We start from the raw sequence: 20856 nt of genomic DNA on the forward strand, positions 1-20856 counted from the left end.
TTTTTCGGCAAAAATTCAGGAGAGCTTCAATCATGCGAGTGCTGAAATTCGGCGGAACCTCAGTAGCCAATGCGGAACGTTTTCTCCGCGTGGCAGATATTCTGGAAAGCAACGCGCAACAGGGACAGGTTGCCACCGTGCTCTCTGCGCCAGCGAAAATCACCAATCATCTGGTGGCGATGATTGAGAAAACCATCAGCGGCCAGGACGCACTGACGAATATCAGCGATGCCGAACGTATTTTTGCCGATCTGCTGCAGGGCCTGGCGGAGGCTCAGCCTGGCTTCGATTATGATGGCCTGAAAACCCGCATCGAGCTGGAATTTGCCCAGCTGAAACAAGTGCTGCACGGCATCAGCCTGCTGGGCCAGTGCCCGGATGCGGTGAATGCCGCCATCATCTGCCGTGGTGAGAAGCTCTCTATCGCCATTATGGAAGCGCTGCTGCAGGCGCGCGGCCATAAAGTCACGGTGATCGATCCGGTGGAGAAACTGCTGGCCGTGGGCCATTACCTCGAATCCACTGTCGATATCGCCGATTCCACCCGCCGCATTGCCGCCAGCCAGATCCCAGCCGATCACATGATCCTGATGGCCGGTTTTACTGCTGGTAACGAGAAGGGCGAACTGGTGGTGCTGGGCCGTAATGGCTCTGACTATTCGGCAGCGGTGCTGGCAGCCTGCCTGCGTGCCGACTGCTGTGAAATCTGGACTGATGTTGACGGTGTTTATACCTGCGATCCACGCCAGGTGCCGGATGCGCGACTGCTGAAGTCGATGTCTTACCAGGAAGCGATGGAGCTGTCTTACTTCGGTGCAAAAGTGCTTCATCCGCGCACCATCGCGCCGATTGCCCAGTTCCAGATTCCTTGCCTGATCAAAAACACCGCCAACCCGCAAGCGCCCGGCACCTTAATCGGTGGCGAGGGCGAGCTGGATGAGAACCCGGTTAAAGGCATCACCAATCTCAATAACATGGCGATGTTCAACGTCTCCGGCCCTGGCATGAAAGGCATGGTCGGCATGGCGGCGCGCGTGTTTGCGGCGATGTCACGCACCGGTATCTCAGTGGTGCTGATCACCCAATCCTCTTCCGAATACAGCATCAGCTTCTGCGTACCGCAAAGCGAGCAGGCGCGTGCCCGCCGTGTATTAGAAGAAGAGTTCTATCTGGAGTTGAAAGATGGCCTGCTGGATCCGCTCGATGTGCTGGAGCAGCTGGCGGTGATTTCTGTGGTCGGCGATGGCATGCGAACCTTGCGCGGTATCTCCGCCAAATTCTTCTCGGCGCTGGCGCGTGCCAACATCAATATCGTGGCGATTGCACAGGGTTCCTCTGAGCGCTCCATCTCTGTGGTGGTGAGCAATGATGAAGTCACCACCGGTGTGCGTGTGGTACATCAGATGTTGTTCGCCACCGATCAGGTGATCGAAGTGTTCGTGGTCGGTGTCGGCGGTGTCGGCGCGGCGTTGCTGGAGCAGCTGCATCGTCAACAAGCGTGGCTGAAAGAGAAACACATCGACCTGCGCGTGTGCGGCATCGCCAATTCGCGCGCGCTGTTAACCAACGTGCACGGCATCGATCTCAGCAACTGGAAAGGCGCGCTGAGTGAAGCTAAAGACCCGTTTAATCTGGGCCGTCTGATGCGTCTGGTGAAAGAGTATCACCTGCTGAACCCGGTGATTGTGGACTGTACCTCCAGCCAGGCGGTTGCCGATCAGTATGCCGATTTCCTTGCCGAAGGCTTCCACGTGGTGACGCCTAACAAAAAGGCTAACACCTCGTCGTGGAATTACTACCAGCAGATGCGTGCGGCCGCGGCCAAGTCGCGTCGTAAGTTCCTGTATGACACCAACGTCGGTGCTGGTCTGCCGGTGATCGAAAACCTGCAAAATCTGCTGAATGCCGGTGACGAGCTGATCAAATTCTCCGGTATCCTCTCCGGTTCGCTCTCCTTTATTTTCGGCAAGCTCGATGAAGGCGTTTCGCTGTCGGAAGCCACCAAAACGGCGCGTGAGATGGGCTTCACCGAGCCGGATCCGCGAGACGACCTTTCGGGCACCGATGTGGCGCGCAAGCTGCTGATTCTGGCACGTGAAGCGGGCCATCAGCTGGAGCTGAGCGATATCGAGATCGAGCCGCTGCTGCCGGCTGAACTCACTGACATCGCCGACGTTGAGCAGTTTATGGCGCGTCTGCCGGAACTGGACGATGCCTTTGCCGCCCGCGTTGCCAAAGCGCGTGATGAAGGTAAAGTGTTACGCTTCGTGGGCGCCATTGAAGAAGGTGGCGTCTGCAAGGTGAAAATTGATGCGGTGGACGGTAACGACCCGCTCTATAAAGTGAAGAACGGCGAGAACGCATTGGCGTTTTACAGCCGCTATTATCAGCCGATCCCGCTGGTTCTGCGTGGATACGGCGCGGGGAATGATGTCACAGCGGCCGGCGTATTTGCTGACTTGCTGCGTACACTGTCGTGGAAGTTGGGAGTTTGATGATGGTAAAAATTTATGCACCGGCCTCGATAGGTAACGTCAGCGTCGGCTTTGATGTGCTGGGCGCGGCGGTTTCGCCGGTGGATGGCACCCTGTTGGGTGACTGCGTGTCAGTCGAAGCGGCCGACAGCTTCAGCCTGGTGAACACCGGGCGCTTTGTCAGCAAGCTGCCCACCAATCCGCAAGAGAACATCGTTTATCAGTGCTGGGAACGTTTCTGCCAGGCGATTGGTAAACAGGTTCCGGTGGCGATGACGCTGGAAAAAAACATGCCGATCGGTTCAGGCCTGGGTTCCAGCGCCTGCTCGGTGGTGGCCGGTTTGATGGCGATGAACGAGTTCTGCGGCAAGCCGTTGAGCGATACCGAACTGTTGGCCTTGATGGGCGAACTGGAAGGGCGTATCTCCGGCAGCGTGCACTTTGATAACGTCGCGCCATGCTTCCTCGGCGGTGTGCAGCTGATGATTGAAGAGAACGGGATCATCAGTCAGGAGGTGCCGTGCTTTGACGACTGGCTGTGGGTGATGGCATATCCGGGCATCAAAGTCTCGACCGCAGAAGCGCGGGCGATTCTGCCTGCACAGTACCGCAAAGAAGATGCCATCAAGCATGGCCGCCTGTTATCCGGCTTTATTCACGCCTGTCATACCCGTCAGCCGCTGCTGGCAGCTAAACTGATGCAGGATGTGATTGCCGAACCCTATCGCACCAAACTGCTGCCAGGTTTTGCCGACGCGCGTAAAGCGGCGGCCGATATTGGCGCACTGGCTTGCGGTATTTCGGGCTCCGGCCCGACACTTTTCGCCGTTTGCAACGAGATGGCAACGGCACAGCGGATGGCAGACTGGCTGAGCCAGCACTATCTGCAGAATGATGAAGGCTTCGTCCATATCTGCCGTCTTGATACGGCTGGCGCACGTAACTTGGGATAACGCATGAAACTCTACAACCTTAAGGATCACAACGAGCAGGTTAGTTTTGCTCAGGCCGTTAAACAGGGCCTCGGCTCGCAGCAAGGGCTGTTCTTCCCGCTCGAACTGCCGGAATTCGAACTGACCGACATCGATGCGATGCTGGAGATGGATTTCGTCAGCCGCAGCAGCAAAATCCTCTCTGCTTATATTGGCGATGAAGTGGCTGCACACCAGCTGGCTGAGCGCGTGAAAAATGCCTTTGCCTTCCCGGCGCCGGTGGCGAAAGTCAGTGCTGATGTGGCCTGCCTCGAACTGTTCCATGGCCCAACCCTGGCGTTCAAAGACTTCGGCGGCCGTTTTATGGCGCAGATGCTCTCTTATGTGTCGGGTGCCGATGAGCAGATCACCATTCTGACCGCGACCTCAGGCGACACCGGTGCCGCCGTGGCCCATGCGTTCTACGGCATGGAAAACGTGCGAGTGGTGATTCTCTATCCGCAGGGCAAAATCAGCCCGCTGCAGGAAAAACTGTTCTGTACGCTGGGCGGCAATATTGAAACCATCGCAGTGGAAGGCGATTTCGATGCCTGCCAGGCGCTGGTGAAGCAGGCGTTTGATGATGAAGAGCTGAAGAAGGCGATTGGCCTGAACTCAGCGAACTCAATCAACATCAGCCGTCTGCTGGCGCAGATTTGCTACTACTTCGAAGCGGTGGCGCAGCTGCCGCAAGAGCAGCGTAATCAGCTGGTGGTGTCAGTACCAAGCGGTAACTTTGGCGACCTGACAGCTGGCCTGCTGGCGAAATCCCTCGGCTTGCCGATCAAGCGTTTTATCGCTGCCACCAACGCTAACGACACCGTGCCACGCTTCCTTGATAAGGGCGAATGGCTGCCAAATGCGACAGTGGCAACCCTGTCGAACGCCATGGACGTCAGCCAGCCTAACAACTGGCCGCGCGTCGAAGAGCTGTTCCGTCGTAAAACCTGGCGCCTGACCGATCTGGTGTCGGGTGCGGTATCGGATGAGACCACCAAAGCCACCATGCGTGAGCTGGCAGAAATTGGCTACATCTCTGAACCGCATGCGGCGATTGCCTATCGCATGCTGCGCGACAACCTGCAGGAAGGCGAATTCGGCCTGTTCCTCGGCACCGCGCATCCGGCCAAGTTCAAAGAGAGCGTGGACGAGATTCTGGGTCAGGAACTGCCGCTGCCGCCAGAGCTGGCAGAGCGCGCTGAGCTGCCACTGCTGTCGCATAATATGACGGCGGACTTTGCTGAACTGCGTAAGTTCTTGATGAAGTGATGCATACTGGCGCGCATTCATGCGCGTCTCAAAGAGGAAGGTCGCCATGTTGGCGACCTTTTTTTATTTCTGCTCGCGGCGCTTAAACACCAGTTCGTTACCCTTGCTCTCATCAGCCGCAAAGAAATAACCATCGACATCAAACTGTTTCAGCTGCTCTGGCTTGCTCAAGCGGTTCTGAATCACATAGCGGCTCATCAGGCCACGCGCTTTCTTGGCGTAGAAACTGATCACTTTAAACTTGCCGTTCTTCTCATCGAGGAACACCGGCTTGATCAACTCACCGTTGAGCTGCTTCGGCTTCACCGCTTTGAAGTACTCATCGGACGCGAGGTTGATCAGCACCTCATCGCCTTGCTCGGCCATCGCATCATTCAGCTTCTGCGTCAGTAAATCACCCCAGAAACCGTAGAGATCTTTCGCCGCCGGGTTGGCCAGCTTGATGCCCATTTCCAGGCGGTAAGGCTGCATCAAATCCAGCGGACGCAGCACGCCGTATAAACCGGACAGCATGCGCAGATGCTGCTGAGCGAAATCGAAATCCGCCTCACTGAACGTCTCCGCCTGCAAGCCGGTATACACGTCACCTTTAAACGCCAGAATCGCCTGACGGGCATTGTCGAGCGTGAAGGGCGGCTGCCATTGATTGAAGCGTTCGGCATTCAGATGCGCCAGTTTGTCGCTGATGCCCATCAGCGATCCGATCTGCGCCGGTGAGAGATCGCGCGCAACATCGATCAGCTGTTGTGACTTTTCTAACAGTGTTGACTGCGTAAAGCGCTGTGTCGCCAGCGGGCTTTCAAAATCCAGTGTCTTCGCTGGCGAGATAACCATCAGCATCGTGTTTGTCCTTGTTGACCCGCCTGTTTACAGGGGATTGGTGGGAATTAAGTTGCGACGAGTGTAGCAAAAAAGCTGCACGGATCGGCAAATCGCTCCCATTTGTTAGCGCTATCGTAATGAGGCACTTCGTGATGTTGCGCACTGAATTGTGCGTGATATTATCCCAACAGCCTTTTACACCCTGACAGTCAACCTAAGAGAAAGAGAACCATGACGGACAAACTTACTTCCTTGCGTCAGCTGACTACTGTGGTCGCCGACACCGGTGATATCGCGGCGATGAAGCTTTATCAGCCGCAAGATGCGACCACCAACCCTTCTTTGATCCTCAACGCCGCTCAAATCCCTGAATACCGCAAACTGATTGACGAAGCCATTACCTGGGCACGTCAGCAGAGCAGCAATAAAGAAGAGCAGCTGGCACTGGTTTCTGACAAGCTGGCCGTCAACATTGGTCTGGAAATTCTGAAACTGATCCCAGGCCGTATCTCAACTGAAGTTGACGCACGTCTCTCTTACGACACCGAAGCGAGCATCGCGAAGGCGCGTAGCCTGATCAAACTGTACAACGATGCCGGCATCAGCAACGACCGTATCCTGATCAAACTGGCTTCAACCTGGCAGGGCATCCGTGCTGCTGAGCAGCTGGAAAAAGAAGGCATCAACTGTAACCTGACTCTGCTGTTCTCCTTCGCGCAGGCGCGTGCTTGTGCGGAAGCGGGCGTGTTCCTGATTTCTCCATTCGTTGGCCGTATCCTCGACTGGTACAAGCAGAACACCGACAAGAAAGAGTACGCAGCACACGAAGATCCAGGCGTGGTGTCTGTGGCGGAAATCTACAACTATTACAAACAGCACGGTTACGAAACTGTGGTAATGGGTGCCAGCTTCCGTAACGTCGGCGAAATCATTGAGCTGGCCGGTTGCGACCGCCTGACCATCTCTCCGGGCCTGCTGAAAGAGCTGGCTGAGAGCGAAGGGACTGTTGAGCGTAAGCTGAGCTACACCGGTGAAGTCAAAGCGCGTCCTGCGAAAATGACCGAAGCCGAGTTCTTCTGGCAGCACAACCAGGATCCAATGGCTGTGACCAAACTGGCTGAAGGCATCCGCAACTTTGCCATCGACCAGGGCAAACTTGAGAAGATGATCGCCGAACTGCTGTAAGGTGATTTGCCGTGGCGGCACCCGTCGCCACGGTTTTACGCTTTCCCCTCGCTTCCGCTTTGTATTATCCTTTTTGCATTCCCCTTCAATTGCCGCATTGCGGTCAACCACAGCGATAACTTAATGGATACTTTACGTATTGGATTAATTTCCGTTTCCGATCGTGCTGCTAACGGCATTTATCAGGATCAGGGCATTCCGGCGCTGGAAAGCTGGCTTGCTAGCGCGCTCACTACTCCGTTTGAAATCGAAACCCGCCTGGTGCCCGATGAACAGCCGATGATTGAGCAGGCGATCTGCGAACTGGTCGATGAGCTGTTCTGCAACCTGGTGTTGACCACCGGCGGTACCGGCCCGGCGCGCCGCGATGTCACACCCGATGCCACTTTAGCGGTCGCCGATCGTGAAATGCCGGGCTTTGGCGAACAAATGCGTCAAATCAGCCTGCAGTTTGTGCCAACCGCGATCCTTTCGCGTCAGGTGGGCGTGATCCGCAAACAGTCGCTGATCCTCAACCTGCCCGGTCAGCCGAAATCCATAAAAGAGACACTGGAAGGGCTGAAAGCGGAAGATGGTGCAGTAAAAGTGCCGGGCATCTTCGCTGCTGTACCTTATTGTTTACAGTTGCTGGAAGGGCCATATGTGGAAACCAACCCCGCAGTGGTAGCAGCATTTCGCCCCAAAAGCGCAAGGCGTGAGACAAACGTCTGAAAATCGCCGTTTTCAGGCATAAAATTCAGCGGTACTGGTGTGGCGAAATATTGACGGTATAGTAACTCCAGCTTTACAACCATACTGACTTTGCCTCTGGATACCGCACGACTATGGATGCACACACAACGCGCCGTCTCAACGGCCAGGATTATAAAACCCTGTCGCTGGCTGCCCTCGGCGGGGCGCTGGAATTCTACGACTTCATTATCTTCGTTTTCTTCGCCGCCGTGATTGGCGAGCTGTTCTTCCCACCGGATATCCCGGAATGGCTGCGTCAGGTGCAGACCTTCGCGATTTTCGCCGCAGGTTATCTGGCGCGTCCGCTGGGCGGCATCGTGATGGCCCACTTTGGTGACAAAGTCGGACGCAAGAAGATGTTCAGCCTGAGCATTTTGCTGATGGCGCTGCCGACGCTGGCGATGGGCGCACTGCCGACCTATGCCAGTATTGGTATCGCAGCGCCGATTTTGATGTTGCTGATGCGCGTGCTGCAAGGCGCTGCGATTGGTGGCGAGGTGCCGGGCGCGTGGGTGTTTGTGGCAGAGCATGTGCCGGAGAAGCGCATCGGTTTTGCCTGTGGCACGCTGACGGCGGGTTTAACGGCGGGGATTTTGCTGGGGTCGTTGGTGGCAACGGTGCTGAATACCACGCTTTCTCCTGCCGCAATTCGCGATCACGGCTGGCGCATTCCGTTCTTCCTCGGTGGCTTATTCGGCTTGCTGGCGATGTATCTGCGCCGCTGGTTGCATGAAACGCCGGTGTTTAAGCAGATGCAGGAGCGTAAAGCGTTATCCGACAAGCTACCGCTGCAAACCATCCTCGCCAGCCATAAGCGCGGGATTGTGATTTCGATGCTGCTGACGTGGTTGCTTTCCGCCTGCATTGTGGTGGTGATCTTAATGGCACCCACGTTGATGCAGAAACAGCATGGCATCCCAGCGGCATTGAGCCTGCAAGCAAATAGCGTCGCCACCATTATGTTGCTGTTCGGCTGCGTCATCGCTGGCTGGCTGGTGGATCGCTTCGGCGCGGCGTTAACGCTGATGGGCGGTTCGTTGCTGCTGGCTATCTTCAGCTGGAACTTCTTCCATCAACTCGATGGTTCGCCTGAGATGCTGTTTGTCTGGTACGGACTGGCGGGATTGAGTGTTGGTGTGGTGGGCGTGGTGCCTTTTGTGATGGTAAAAGCGTTCCCGGCAGCGGTGCGTTTTACCGGTATCTCATTTTCCTACAATGTCGCCTATGCGATTTTCGGTGGTCTGACACCGATCAGCGTGACGCTGATGATGCAACTCACGCCGATGGCACCGGCCTGGTATGTGCTGGCGCTGGCGCTGATTGGCTTGCTGGTCGGCCTGTGGCTGCAGAGCGAAAAACAGCGATCAACGCTGCTCAATCAGGTGAATGTCTAACTTAAGGCGCGTAAGCGCCTTTTTCTTTTCCGCATTTTTTTAAAATTATTTTAGTTTTAACCCTTGATGCGCTCTGAAGCGGCCCCATTTACTTGTCATCGAGTGATGTCAGGCAGCAAAAAAAGCCTGTCACAGCAGTTGAAAAAGGCCAGCTTGGCCGCACATCTGCTAACAACGCTAATTGACAAAGAATTTAAGTGGGAGACGTTTAGATGGGTAAGATTATTGGTATTGACTTGGGTACAACCAACTCATGTGTTGCGGTTATGGATGGTGGTAAAGCACGTGTGCTTGAAAACGCCGAAGGCGATCGCACCACACCGTCAATCATTGCATATACACAAGATGGCGAGACTCTGGTCGGTCAGCCGGCTAAACGTCAGGCGGTGACTAACCCGCAGAACACTCTGTTCGCGATCAAACGCCTGATTGGCCGTCGTTTCCAGGACGAAGAAGTGCAGCGTGATATCAAAATCATGCCGTACAAAATCACTGGCGCTGATAACGGTGACGCATGGCTGGACGTGAAAGGCCAGAAAATGGCACCGCCGCAGATCTCTGCTGAAGTGCTGAAAAAGATGAAGAAAACCGCGGAAGATTTCCTCGGTGAAGCGGTAACTGAAGCGGTTATCACCGTTCCAGCTTACTTCAACGATGCGCAGCGTCAGGCAACCAAAGATGCCGGCCGTATCGCGGGTCTGGACGTAAAACGTATCATCAACGAACCAACCGCAGCGGCACTGGCTTACGGTCTGGATAAAGGTCAGGGCAACCGCACTATCGCGGTATATGACCTGGGTGGTGGTACTTTCGATATCTCTATCATCGAAATCGATGAAGTTGATGGCGAGAAAACCTTCGAAGTTCTGGCAACCAACGGTGATACTCACCTCGGTGGTGAAGACTTCGATAGCCGTCTGATCAATTACTTAGTCGCAGAATTTAAGAAAGACCAGGGCATCGATCTGCACAACGATCCGCTGGCGATGCAGCGTCTGAAAGAAGCCGCTGAGAAAGCAAAAATTGAGCTGTCTTCTGCTCAGCAGACCGACGTTAACCTGCCGTACATCACGGCGGATGCGACCGGTCCTAAGCACCTGAACATCAAAGTGACCCGTGCGAAACTGGAATCACTGGTTGAAGATCTGGTGACCCGTTCTATCGAGCCACTGAAAGTTGCTCTGCAGGACGCTGGCCTGTCTGTTTCAGACATCAACGACGTAATCCTCGTCGGTGGTCAGACACGTATGCCAATGGTTCAGGCCAAAGTGACTGAGTTCTTTGGTAAAGAGCCACGTAAAGACGTGAACCCGGATGAAGCAGTTGCTGTCGGTGCTGCGGTTCAGGGCGGTGTGTTGGCCGGTGAAGTAAAAGACGTTCTGCTGTTGGACGTAACCCCGCTGTCGCTGGGTATCGAAACCATGGGTGGCGTGATGACTTCGCTGATCAGCAAGAACACCACCATCCCAACCAAGCACAGCCAGGTGTTCTCGACGGCTGAAGATAACCAGTCTGCCGTGACTATTCACGTGCTGCAGGGTGAGCGTAAGCGTTCAGGTGATAACAAATCACTGGGCCAGTTCAACCTCGACGGTATTCAGTCTGCACCGCGCGGTATGCCGCAGATCGAAGTGACCTTCGATATCGATGCCGATGGTATCCTGCACGTGTCTGCGAAAGACAAAAACAGCGGTAAAGAGCAGAAGATCACCATCAAAGCTTCTTCAGGTCTGAACGAAGAAGAGATCGAAAAAATGGTGCGTGACGCAGAAGCCAACGCCGAGTCTGACCGTAAGTTCGAAGAACTGGTTCAGACCCGTAACCAGGGTGATCAGATTTCTCACAGCACCCGTAAGCAGTTGGACGAAGCCGGTGACAAACTGTCTGCTGAAGACAAAGCACCGATCGAGTCTGCGCTGACCGAGCTGAACACTGCGCTGAAAGGCGAAGACAAAGCGGAAATCGAAGCCAAAATGCAGGCTCTGATGGAAGTATCAAGCAAACTGATGGAACTGGCTCAACAGCAAGGCCAGGCGGGCGCAGCAGACGCTGGCGACGCTTCAGCGAAGAAAGATGACGATGTTGTCGACGCTGAATTCGAAGAAGTTAAAGACAAAAAATAATTGCCCCTGACCGGGCGCGACGGCTGGCCTGACAGCCGTTGAAACCAGCACGGGCGTAGGAGATCTCTCCACGCCCGTGCGATCATGTTAAGGGCAGAACAAAATGGCTAAGAGTGATTTATACGAGATCTTAGGCGTCTCTAAATCCGCAGATGAGCGTGAAATCAAAAAGGCCTACAAGCGCCTGGCGATGAAATACCATCCGGACCGTAATCCGGACAATAAAGAAGCCGAAGCGAAATTCAAAGAGATTAAAGAAGCCTACGAAATCCTGACCGATGCGCAAAAGCGTGCGGCCTATGACCAGTACGGTCATGCAGCCTTCGAACAGGGTGGCATGGGCGGTGGTGGATTCGGTGGCGGCGGCTTTGGCGGCGGCGGTGCTGACTTCAGCGATATCTTTGGCGACGTATTTGGCGATATCTTTGGTGGTGGACGCCGTCAGCGTGCTGCCCGTGGCGCCGATTTACGCTACAACATGGAGCTGTCGCTGGAAGAAGCGGTACGCGGCGTGACCAAAGAGATCCGCATTCCTACCCTGGAAGAGTGTGATGTCTGCCACGGCAGCGGTGCCAAAGCGGGTACGCAGCCACAGACCTGTTCGACCTGTCACGGTGCAGGCCAGGTGCAGATGCGCCAGGGCTTCTTCACCGTGCAGCAGGCGTGTCCGACCTGTCACGGTCGCGGTTCGGTGATCAAAGATCCGTGCAACGCCTGTCATGGACATGGCCGCGTTGAGCGCCAGAAAACCTTGTCGGTGAAAATCCCGGCAGGTGTGGATACCGGCGATCGCATTCGTCTGAGCGGCGAAGGTGAAGCGGGTGAACACGGCGCACCAGCGGGCGATCTGTACGTTCAGGTCTCGGTGAAGAAACACCCGATCTTCGAACGTGAAGATAACAACCTGTACTGTGAAGTGCCGATCAACTTTGCGATGGCAGCACTGGGCGGCGAGATTGAAGTGCCGACGCTGGACGGTCGCGTGAAGCTGAAAGTGCCTTCAGAAACGCAAACCGGCAAGCTGTTCCGCATGCGCGGTAAAGGCGTGAAGTCAGTACGCGGTGGCGCGGTGGGCGATTTGCTATGTCGTGTGGTGGTGGAAACCCCAGTCAGCCTCAACGACAAACAGAAAGCCTTACTGCGTGAGCTGGAAGAGAGCTTTGGTGGCCCATTGGGTGAGAAAAACAGCCCGCGCTCCAAAAGCTTCTTCGACGGCGTGAAGAAGTTCTTTGACGACCTGACCCGTTAATCGAGTCAGCGAGCCATAATGAAGCGGAGAGGAAACTCTCCGCTTTTTTTATGTCTGTGATTTAATAGATCGGTATTCCCGATCCATAAACGAGACATAAGCTGCTTTTAACGAGGTATTTACGCCGCTAAACTAGCCGCTAAAAATTGTCCTGCTCAGGAGGAGTTGTGAACAAACCCCGTAGTATTCGAAGCTTGCTGAAGAGCTTTATCGCGAGTGATGCCAGCAACGGCATCGTGCTGATTCTTGCCGCTGTTGCCGCGATGATTCTCGCCAACAGTGCAGAAACCGCACAAGGTTATCAATCGTTCCTCGCTGAGCCGGTGCAAATTCGCTTTGGCGCACTGGATATCAGCAAAAACCTGTTGCTGTGGATCAATGATGCGTTGATGGCATTGTTCTTCTTGTTAATCGGCCTTGAAGTGAAGCGTGAGCTGATGATTGGTGAATTAGCCAGTCGCGACCGTGCCATCTTCCCGGTAATTGCCGCCCTCGGCGGTATGGTGGTTCCCGGGCTGATTTTCTTCGGTTTCAATCATGCTGATGAAATCGCTCGTAACGGCTGGGCAATCCCAACCGCCACTGACATTGCCTTTGCTTTAGGCGTCCTGGCGCTGCTCGGCAGCCGCGTGCCCGCCGCGTTGAAAGTGTTCCTGATGGCACTGGCGATTATCGATGACCTCGGCGCTATCGTGATTATCGCGCTGTTCTATACCAGCGATCTCTCGGTGCTGTCGCTGAGCGTCGCAGCCGGCGCAATCGTATTGCTGGCGATATTAAACCGTTGCGGTGTGCGTAACATTGCGATTTACATGCTGGTGGGTGTGGTGCTGTGGACGGCGGTACTCAAATCCGGCGTGCATGCCACGCTGGCAGGGGTGATCGTAGGTTTCTTCGTGCCACTGGAAGAGAAGGACGGTCATTCGCCTGCAGAACATCTGGCACATGGTTTGATGCCCTGGGTGAACTGGTTGATCCTGCCGCTGTTCGCTTTCGCTAACGCTGGTATCTCTTTAAGCGGCATTACCTTCGGCGATGTGCTGTCACCGGAGCCGCTGGGCATTATCCTCGGCTTGCTGATCGGTAAACCGCTGGGCATTACCTTGTTCTGCTGGCTGGCAGTGAAGTGGAGGCTGGCGGTGTTGCCGAACGGCACCGCCATACGCGACATCATGGCGATCGGTGTGCTGTGCGGTATTGGCTTCACCATGTCGATTTTCATCAGCTCGCTGGCCTTTGACGCCGCACATGAGCAACTGGTGACCTTCTCGAAACTCGGTATCCTCAGTGGCTCGGTGCTGTCCGCAGTGATTGGTTACACGCTGCTGCGTATCAAACTGCGATAAACAGGGAAGGGGGCGTAAGCCTCCTTTTTTATAATGAATCAGCTCAATTTCAATCATCTCTACTATTTCTGGCAGGTGTGCAAAACCGGCTCCGTGGTGCGCGCCGCTGATGTCCTGTGCCTGACGCCACAAACGGTGACGGGGCAGATTAAAGCACTGGAAGAGCAACTGGGGGGCGTGCTGTTCCGTCGCCAGGGGCGTGGTTTGGTGCCCAATGAACTCGGGCAGCTGGTGTTTCGCTACGCCGATCGCATGTTCATGCTCAGCCAGGAGATGCTGGATATCGTTAACTATCGCAAAGAGTCACATTTGTTGTTCGATGTGGGGGTGGCGGATGCATTATCGAAACCACTCGTGAGCAAAGTGCTTGAAGCGGCCGTGGTGGCGGAAGAGAAAATTCATCTGCGCTGTTTCGAGTCAACGCACGAGATGTTGCTGGAGCAACTGAGTCAGCACAAGCTCGATATGATTGTATCGGATTGCCCAATCGACTCTACTCAGCAGGAAGGTTTGTTCTCCGTGAAGCTCGGCGAATGTCCGATTAGCTTCTGGTGCAACGCCCCGCTGCCTGATCGTCCTTTTCCAGCGTGTTTAGAGCAGCGTCGCCTGTTAATTCCTGGACGGCGGTCGATGCTGGGCCGCAAGCTGCTGAACTGGATTCACAGCCAGGGGTTGCAGATCGATATTCTTGGCGAGTTTGATGATGCCGCCCTGATGAAGGCTTTTGGTGCGCAGAACAACGCGATTTTCGTTGCGCCGACGTTATACGGAGCGGAGATCTATCGTGACGATACGATTTGTGAAATAGGGCGTCTGGAGGCGGTCATGGAAGAGTACCACGTGATTTTTGCCGAGCGTATGATTCAACATCCGGCGGTACAGCGCATTTGTAATCGTGATTTCAGCGCACTGTTTAATGCCAAATTGCAGGCATAAAAAAACCGGCTAAGCGCCGGTTCTTTCGACAAAGCGATAACCTAACAGGCGATTAAGCCAGTTTGGTGATCTGAGCAGCCAGGTTTGCTTTATGGCGTGCAGCTTTGTTTTTGTGGATCAGACCTTTAGCAGCCTGACGGTCCACGATTGGTTGCATTTCGTTGAATGCGTTCTGCGCAGCAGCTTTGTCGCCTGTTGCGATAGCCGCGTATACTTTCTTGATGAAAGTACGCATCATTGAACGGTTGCTCGCGTTATGCTTGCGACGTTTCTCAGATGTTACGGCGCGTTTCTTAGCTGATTTGATATTAGCCAAGGTCCAACTCCCAAATGTGATCTATATGGACAAATCAAAGGCCGAGGACTATGCCTTTTGCGCCTTCTTTTGTCAATGGATTTGTGCAAATAAGCGTCGTTTTAGCAACGGCACTTGATTACGTAATTGATGGCGCAGGATTCTACCAGCAACACGCCGCTGAATACAGTATTTCGCACTAAAAATCTTCATTACCTGCCTGAGCAAGGGGTTGCGTGCGCTTTAAGCCGCACCATACGCAGGAAAGGCACGCAGACGGGTTAACCTGAAGGCCATTCAAGGGTATAATCCGCCGATTTCCACCGGTTTGAGTCAGCCATGAAGTTTATCCGCGGTATTTATAATCTGAAAGAGCAGCATCGCGGCTGCGTCCTGACCATTGGCAATTTTGACGGCGTACATCGCGGCCACCAGGCCTTGATGGCGGAGTTAATTGCTGAAGGACGACAACGCAACCTGCCGGTGGTGGTGATGCTGTTTGAGCCGCAACCGCTTGAATTGTTTGCCGGTGACAAAGCCCCGGCACGCCTGACACGTCTGCGCGAGAAGCTGAAATATCTGGAGCTGGCGGGCGTTGATGCCGTGCTCTGTGTCCGCTTTGATCGCCGTTTTGCGGCGCACTCCGCACAAAGTTTTATCGCCGAACTGCTGGTCGATAAGCTCAACGTGAAGTTTCTCGCAGTGGGTGATGATTTCCGCTTCGGCGCTGGTCGCCAGGGGGATTTCCTGTTATTACAGAAAGCCGGTGTTGAGTATGGCTTCGACGTCATCAGCACTCAGACCTATTGTGATGGCGGTGCACGTATCAGCAGCACGGCGGTACGTCAGGCACTGGCACAGGATGATTTTGCGCAGGCGGAAGCGCTGCTTGGCCATCCATTCAGCATTTCAGGGCGCGTGGTGCACGGTGATGCACTGGGGCGCACTATTGGTTTTCCTACCGCGAACATTCCCTTACGCCGCACAGTAACGCCGGTAAAAGGCGTGTTTGCGGTTGAAGTTTTAGGCCTTGGTGACAAGCCTATAGCCGGCGTGGCCAACATTGGTACACGTCCGACAGTAAAAGGTCTGCGTCAGCAGCTTGAAGTTCACCTGCTTGACACACACATGAATCTTTATGGCCACCACATTGAGGTGGTGCTGAAACAGAAGATTCGCGACGAACAGCGTTTCGCTTCGCTGGACGCGTTGAAAGAACAAATTGCGAAAGATGTGGTGACGGCCCGCCAATTTTTTGGGCTTAACGCACCGGCTTAATGACCGAAATACGGAACCGAGAATCTGATGAGTGACTATAAATCTACCCTGAATTTGCCGGAAACGGGGTTCCCGATGCGTGGCGATCTGGCCAAACGCGAACCGGGAATGCTGCAACGTTGGACTGATGACAACCTGTACGGCATCATCCGCGAAGCCAAAAAAGGGAAAAAAACCTTTATTTTGCATGATGGCCCTCCTTACGCGAACGGCAGCATTCATATTGGTCACTCCGTTAACAAGATTCTGAAAGACATTATCGTTAAGTCGAAAGGCATGGCGGGCTATGACTCGCCGTATGTGCCGGGTTGGGACTGCCACGGTTTGCCTATCGAGCACAAAGTTGAGCAGATGATCGGTAAGCCAGGCGAGAAAGTCTCCGCAGCGGAATTCCGTGCCGCCTGCCGCAACTACGCTGCTGAACAGGTTGAAGGCCAGAAGAAAGACTTCATCCGTCTCGGCGTGCTGGGCGACTGGGATCGTCCTTACCTGACCATGGACTTCAAAACCGAAGCCAACATTATTCGTGCCCTGAGTAAAATCATCGGCAACGGCCACCTGCACAAAGGCGCGAAGCCAGTGCACTGGTGCATGGATTGCCGCTCGGCGCTGGCTGAAGCAGAAGTCGAGTACTACGACAAAACTTCCCCATCTATCGACGTGATGTTTAACGCCGTCGATGCCGATGCGGTGCGCGCGAAGTTTGGCGTTGCAGCCTCTGAAGGCCCGGTTTCTCTGGTGATCTGGACCACCACCCCGTGGACCATGCCAGCCAACCGCGGTATCTCACTGCATCCTGAGTTCGAATACCAGTTGCTGCAAATCGAAGGCCGCAGCTTGATCCTCGCCAAAGAGATGGTTGAGGGTGTGATGAAGCGCGCGGGCATCGCTGAGTGGAAAGTGCTGGGCGAATGCAACGGTGCGGCACTTGAGCTGCAGCTGTTCCAGCATCCGTTCCTCGAGCAGATTCAATCCAAAGTCGTATTGGGCGAGCACGTTACGCTGGAAGCGGGTACCGGTGCAGTACACACGGCGCCAGGCCACGGCCCGGATGACTATGTGATCGGCCAGAAATACGGTCTGGAAACGGCTAACCCAGTCGGTCCGGATGGCGCGTTCCTGCCAGGCACCTATCCAACGCTGGATGGTGTGAATGTGTTCAAAGCCAACGACATGATCGTTGAGCTGCTGAAAGAGAAAGGCGCACTGCTGCACGTTGAGAAACTGCTGCACAGCTATCCACACTGCTGGCGTCACAAAACCCCAATCATCTTCCGTGCCACCCCACAGTGGTTCATCAGCATGGATCAGAAAGGCCTGCGTGCACAGTCGCTGAAAGAGATCAAAGGCGTGCAGTGGATCCCGGACTGGGGTCAGGCGCGTATCGAAGCGATGGTAGCGAACCGTCCAGACTGGTGTATCTCACGTCAGCGTACGTGGGGCGTGCCAATGGCGCTGTTCGTGCATAAAGAGACCGAGCAGCTGCATCCGGATACGCTGGAGCTGATGGAGAAAGTCGCGAAGTGCGTTGAGCAGGATGGCATTCAGGCGTGGTGGGATCTTGATCCGCGCGATCTGATGGGCGACGACGCTGACCACTACGTCAAAGTGCCGGATACACTGGATGTGTGGTTCGATTCAGGATCAACCAGCTACTCCGTGGTGGATGCGCGTCCAGAGTTTGGCGGCCATACGCCGGATATGTATCTGGAAGGTTCGGATCAGCATCGCGGCTGGTTCATGTCTTCACTGATGATCTCGACGGCGATGAAAGGCAAAGCGCCTTACCGTCAGGTACTGACGCACGGTTTCACCGTGGACGGCCAGGGCCGCAAGATGTCGAAATCCATCGGCAACACCGTGGCACCGCAGGACGTAATGGACAAACTGGGCGCGGACATTCTGCGTCTGTGGGTGGCCTCAACTGACTACTCCGGTGAGATGGCGGTGTCCGACGAAATCCTGAAGCGTGCTGCTGACAGCTATCGTCGTATCCGTAACACCGCACGCTTCCTGCTGGCAAACCTCGCGGGCTTCAACCCGGCGACCGATTGCGTGAAACCAGAAGAGATGGTGGTGGTGGATCGTTGGGCGGTAGGTCGTGCACTCGCCGCACAGCAGGACATCGTCCAGTCTTACGAGAACTATGATTTCCATGAAGTGGTGCAGCGTCTGATGCACTTCTGCTCCATCGAAATGGGCTCGTTCTATCTTGATGTGATCAAAGATCGTCAGTACACCGCCAAAGGTGACAGCCTGGCACGCCGCAGCTGCCAGACCGCGCTGTGGCATATCGTTGAAGCGCTGGTGCGCTGGATGGCGCCGATCATGTCCTTCACTGCTGATGAAATCTGGGGCTACCTGCCAGGTGAGCGCGCGAAGTATGTGTTCACTGAAGAGTGGTATGAAGGCCTGTTTGGTCTGGCGGATAACGAAGCACTGAACGACGCTTACTGGGATGACCTGCTGAAAGTGCGCGGCGAAGTCAACAAAGTGATCGAGCAGGCACGTAGCGATAAACGTATCGGTGGCGCACTGGAAGCCACGGTGACCTTGTACGCGGACGCTGAACTGGCGGCCAAACTGCAGGCGCTGGGCGATGAACTGCGCTTTGTATTGCTGACTTCCGGCGCAACGGTGGCGGACTACGCCACTGCCAGCGATGAAGCACAGCAGAGCGAAGTACTGAAAGGTCTGAAAATCGCACTGCACAAAGCAGAAGGCGAGAAATGTCCGCGCTGCTGGCATTACACTACTGACGTCGGCCAGAATGCGGAGCATGCTGCGGTCTGTGGACGTTGTTACACCAACGTAGCCGGCAACGGTGAAGTGCGGAAATTTGCCTGATGAGTAAACTCTGCTCTACCGGATTGCGTTGGCTGTGGTTGGTGCTGGTGGTGATCGTGATCGATTTCGCCAGCAAGCAGTGGATCATGAACAACATGATGCTGCACGAAACCAAACCGCTGATTCCGTTTCTGAATCTGTTCTATGCGCATAACTATGGTGCAGCGTTCAGCTTCCTGGCGGACAAAGGCGGTTGGCAGCGTTGGTTCTTCGCCGGCATCGCGATTGCGATTGTGGTCGCGCTGGTGGTGATGATGTATCGCAACCGCGCAAGTAACAAACTAACCAATATTGCCTACGCGCTGATAATCGGCGGGGCGTTGGGTAACCTGTTTGACCGTGCTTATCACGGCTTCGTGGTGGATTTCATCGACTTCTACGTTGGTGACTGGCATTTCGCCACCTTTAACATCGCTGACTGCGGCATCTGTATTGGTGCAGCGTTGGTGGTGCTGGAAGGTTTCCTCACCCCGAAAGACAAACAGGTCAAAGAGAAAGGGTAACAAATGACTGAGTCCGTACAGCGCGATAGCGCGTTGCTGGTGCATTTCACACTCAAGCTGGAAGATGGCTCAACGGCCGAATCCACGCGTGCCAACGGCAAACCTGCGCTGTTCTGTCTGGGTGATGGCAGCCTGTCAGAGGCGCTGGAGAAGGAATTGGTGGGGCGTAAAGTGGGCGATAAGCACGCTTTTACGCTGGCACCTGATGATGCCTTTGGCGGCATCAGCCCGGACCTGGTTCAGTACTTTTCGCGCCGTGACTTTAACGATGCCGGAGAGCCGGAAGTGGGCGCCATTATGCTGTTTAGCGGCAGAGGTGGTAGCGAGATGCCAGGTGTGATCCGCGAGATTTCGGGTGATTCAATCACCGTCGATTTCAATCATCCACTGGCCGGTCAGCGCATTCAGTTTGAAATTGAAGTGCTGGAGATTGATCCGGTACTGGAGGCCAGCGATGCAAATCCTGTTAGCTAACCCTCGCGGTTTCTGTGCAGGCGTGGATCGCGCCATCAGTATTGTGGAACGCGCGCTGGAGATGTACGGCGCGCCAATCTACGTGCGTCATGAAGTGGTGCATAACCGCTACGTGGTGAGCAGCCTGCGCGATCGTGGTGCGATTTTTATCGAAGAGATCAGCGAAGTGCCAGATAACGCCATCCTGATCTTCTCCGCACATGGGGTTTCTCAGGCTGTTCGTGCGGAAGCGAAAGCGCGCAATCTCACTATGCTGTTCGATGCCACCTGTCCACTGGTGACCAAGGTGCATATGGAAGTGGCGCGTGCCAGCCGTAAAGGTGTGGAAGCCATTCTGATTGGTCATGCGGGTCACCCGGAAGTGGAAGGCACCATGGGGCAGTACAACAACCCCAACGGTGGCATGTACCTGGTGGAATCGCCGGAAGATGTGTTTAAGCTGAACGTCAAAGATGAAGGTAATCTGTGTTTTATGACGCAGACTACCTTGTCGGTTGATGATACCTCGGAAGTGATTGATGCACTGCGCCAACGCTTCCCGGCGATTATCGGCCCGCGTAAAGACGACATCTGCTATGCGACCACCAACCGTCAGGAAGCGGTACGCGTTCTGGCGCGTGATGCGGAAGTGGTGCTGGTGGTTGGTTCGAAAAACTCCTCCAACTCCAACCGTCTGGCCGAACTGGCGCAGCGTGCGGGCAAACTGGCGAAGCTGATTGATTCAGCGGATGACATTCAGGAAGAGTGGGTCAAAGACAAGCAGATCATCGGTGTCACAGCGGGCGCCTCGGCACCGGATATTTTAGTGCAGCAGGTGATTCAGCGCTTGAAAGAGTATGGCGGTGAAGCGGCGATTGAGCTGATTGGTCGCGAAGAGAACATCGTGTTTGAAGTGCCGAAAGAGTTGCGCGTCGAAGTGCGTAACGTGCAGTAAGCGGAGACTTCCGTTACAAAATCA

General features: G+C 54.9%; 17 protein-coding genes and 1 other annotated feature (1 of these 18 cut by a window edge). Of the genes, 15 read left to right on the top strand and 2 right to left on the bottom strand.

Going from position 1 to position 20856, the window contains the following annotated elements; translation table 11 throughout:
* Positions 1 to 6 (top strand) — a sequence feature (Thr leader region) (it extends 117 nt beyond the left edge of the window).
* A gap of 26 nt (positions 7 to 32) precedes the next feature.
* The 3 genes from thrA to thrC are packed head-to-tail and all read left to right on the top strand — an operon-like array spanning position 33 to position 4714.
* Positions 33 to 2495: a bifunctional aspartate kinase/homoserine dehydrogenase I gene (thrA, locus tag ACXI0A_RS04605; protein ID WP_476150147.1), complete on the top strand. Its 2463-nt coding sequence runs from the start codon at positions 33 to 35 to the stop codon at positions 2493 to 2495.
* A 2-nt stretch (positions 2496 to 2497) separates the two neighbouring features.
* Positions 2498 to 3427, top strand: a complete 930-nt coding sequence (gene thrB, locus ACXI0A_RS04610; protein ID WP_476151158.1) for a homoserine kinase — start codon at positions 2498 to 2500, stop codon at positions 3425 to 3427.
* Between the two features lie 3 nt (positions 3428 to 3430).
* Entirely contained in the window at positions 3431 to 4714 is a 1284-nt protein-coding gene (gene thrC / locus ACXI0A_RS04615) for a threonine synthase (protein WP_476150145.1), read from the top strand.
* A gap of 63 nt (positions 4715 to 4777) precedes the next feature.
* Here the strand turns inward: thrC and yaaA are convergent, their stop codons facing one another.
* On the bottom strand, positions 4778 to 5554 hold the full coding sequence (yaaA, locus tag ACXI0A_RS04620; protein WP_476150144.1) for a peroxide stress protein YaaA: 777 nt from the start codon (positions 5552 to 5554) through the stop codon (positions 4778 to 4780).
* A 213-nt stretch (positions 5555 to 5767) separates the two neighbouring features.
* Here yaaA and tal point away from each other — a divergent pair, with 213 nt between their 5' ends.
* The 7 genes from tal (at position 5768) to nhaR (ending at position 14501) form a co-directional block, all read left to right on the top strand.
* Positions 5768 to 6721 (top strand): transaldolase, encoded by a 954-nt coding sequence (gene tal, locus ACXI0A_RS04625; protein WP_061718163.1) that lies wholly within the window; start codon positions 5768 to 5770, stop codon positions 6719 to 6721.
* 123 nt (positions 6722 to 6844) lie between these two features.
* Entirely contained in the window at positions 6845 to 7432 is a 588-nt protein-coding gene (mog, locus tag ACXI0A_RS04630) for a molybdopterin adenylyltransferase (RefSeq protein ID WP_224932447.1), read from the top strand.
* 113 nt (positions 7433 to 7545) lie between these two features.
* Positions 7546 to 8847 carry an MFS transporter gene (locus tag ACXI0A_RS04635; RefSeq protein WP_476150142.1) on the top strand — a complete coding sequence of 434 codons (1302 nt, stop codon included), beginning with the start codon at positions 7546 to 7548 and terminating at the stop codon, positions 8845 to 8847.
* A gap of 212 nt (positions 8848 to 9059) precedes the next feature.
* Positions 9060 to 10970, top strand: coding sequence for a molecular chaperone DnaK (gene dnaK / locus ACXI0A_RS04640; RefSeq protein ID WP_224932449.1), 1911 nt, complete (start codon positions 9060 to 9062; stop codon positions 10968 to 10970).
* A gap of 103 nt (positions 10971 to 11073) precedes the next feature.
* A complete protein-coding gene (gene dnaJ, locus ACXI0A_RS04645; protein WP_224932450.1) occupies positions 11074 to 12219 on the top strand; it encodes a molecular chaperone DnaJ in 1146 nt (381 codons plus the stop codon).
* 167 nt (positions 12220 to 12386) lie between these two features.
* Entirely contained in the window at positions 12387 to 13565 is a 1179-nt protein-coding gene (nhaA, locus tag ACXI0A_RS04650; protein WP_224932451.1) for a Na+/H+ antiporter NhaA, read from the top strand.
* Between the two features lie 33 nt (positions 13566 to 13598).
* On the top strand, positions 13599 to 14501 hold the full coding sequence (gene nhaR, locus ACXI0A_RS04655) for a transcriptional activator NhaR (RefSeq protein WP_224932452.1): 903 nt from the start codon (positions 13599 to 13601) through the stop codon (positions 14499 to 14501).
* Positions 14502 to 14553: 52 nt separating this feature from the next.
* On the opposite strand, the gene rpsT is transcribed toward nhaR, so the two are convergent.
* A complete protein-coding gene (gene rpsT / locus ACXI0A_RS04660; protein ID WP_034826107.1) occupies positions 14554 to 14817 on the bottom strand; it encodes a 30S ribosomal protein S20 in 264 nt (87 codons plus the stop codon).
* A 318-nt stretch (positions 14818 to 15135) separates the two neighbouring features.
* Here rpsT and ribF point away from each other — a divergent pair, with 318 nt between their 5' ends.
* From ribF to ispH, 5 genes are read left to right on the top strand one after another with little or no spacing between them, the layout of a single operon-like run.
* The gene (gene ribF / locus ACXI0A_RS04665; protein WP_058959365.1) at positions 15136 to 16074 is read left to right on the top strand and encodes a bifunctional riboflavin kinase/FAD synthetase; all 939 of its coding nucleotides are present in this window, start codon (positions 15136 to 15138) and stop codon (positions 16072 to 16074) included.
* 27 nt (positions 16075 to 16101) lie between these two features.
* Positions 16102 to 18921, top strand: a complete 2820-nt coding sequence (gene ileS, locus ACXI0A_RS04670; protein ID WP_476150140.1) for an isoleucine--tRNA ligase — start codon at positions 16102 to 16104, stop codon at positions 18919 to 18921.
* Positions 18921 to 19424: a signal peptidase II gene (lspA, locus tag ACXI0A_RS04675; RefSeq protein WP_224932454.1), complete on the top strand. Its 504-nt coding sequence runs from the start codon at positions 18921 to 18923 to the stop codon at positions 19422 to 19424. The genes ileS and lspA overlap by 1 nt, the downstream gene beginning before the upstream one ends.
* Positions 19425 to 19427: 3 nt before the next feature.
* Positions 19428 to 19898 (top strand): FKBP-type peptidyl-prolyl cis-trans isomerase, encoded by a 471-nt coding sequence (gene fkpB / locus ACXI0A_RS04680; RefSeq protein ID WP_224932455.1) that lies wholly within the window; start codon positions 19428 to 19430, stop codon positions 19896 to 19898.
* Positions 19879 to 20832 (top strand): 4-hydroxy-3-methylbut-2-enyl diphosphate reductase, encoded by a 954-nt coding sequence (ispH, locus tag ACXI0A_RS04685; RefSeq protein WP_224932456.1) that lies wholly within the window; start codon positions 19879 to 19881, stop codon positions 20830 to 20832. The genes fkpB and ispH overlap by 20 nt, the downstream gene beginning before the upstream one ends.
* The last annotated feature ends 24 nt before the right edge of the window (positions 20833 to 20856 follow it).

The organism is Pantoea sp. C1E2 (genome assembly GCF_056491465.1).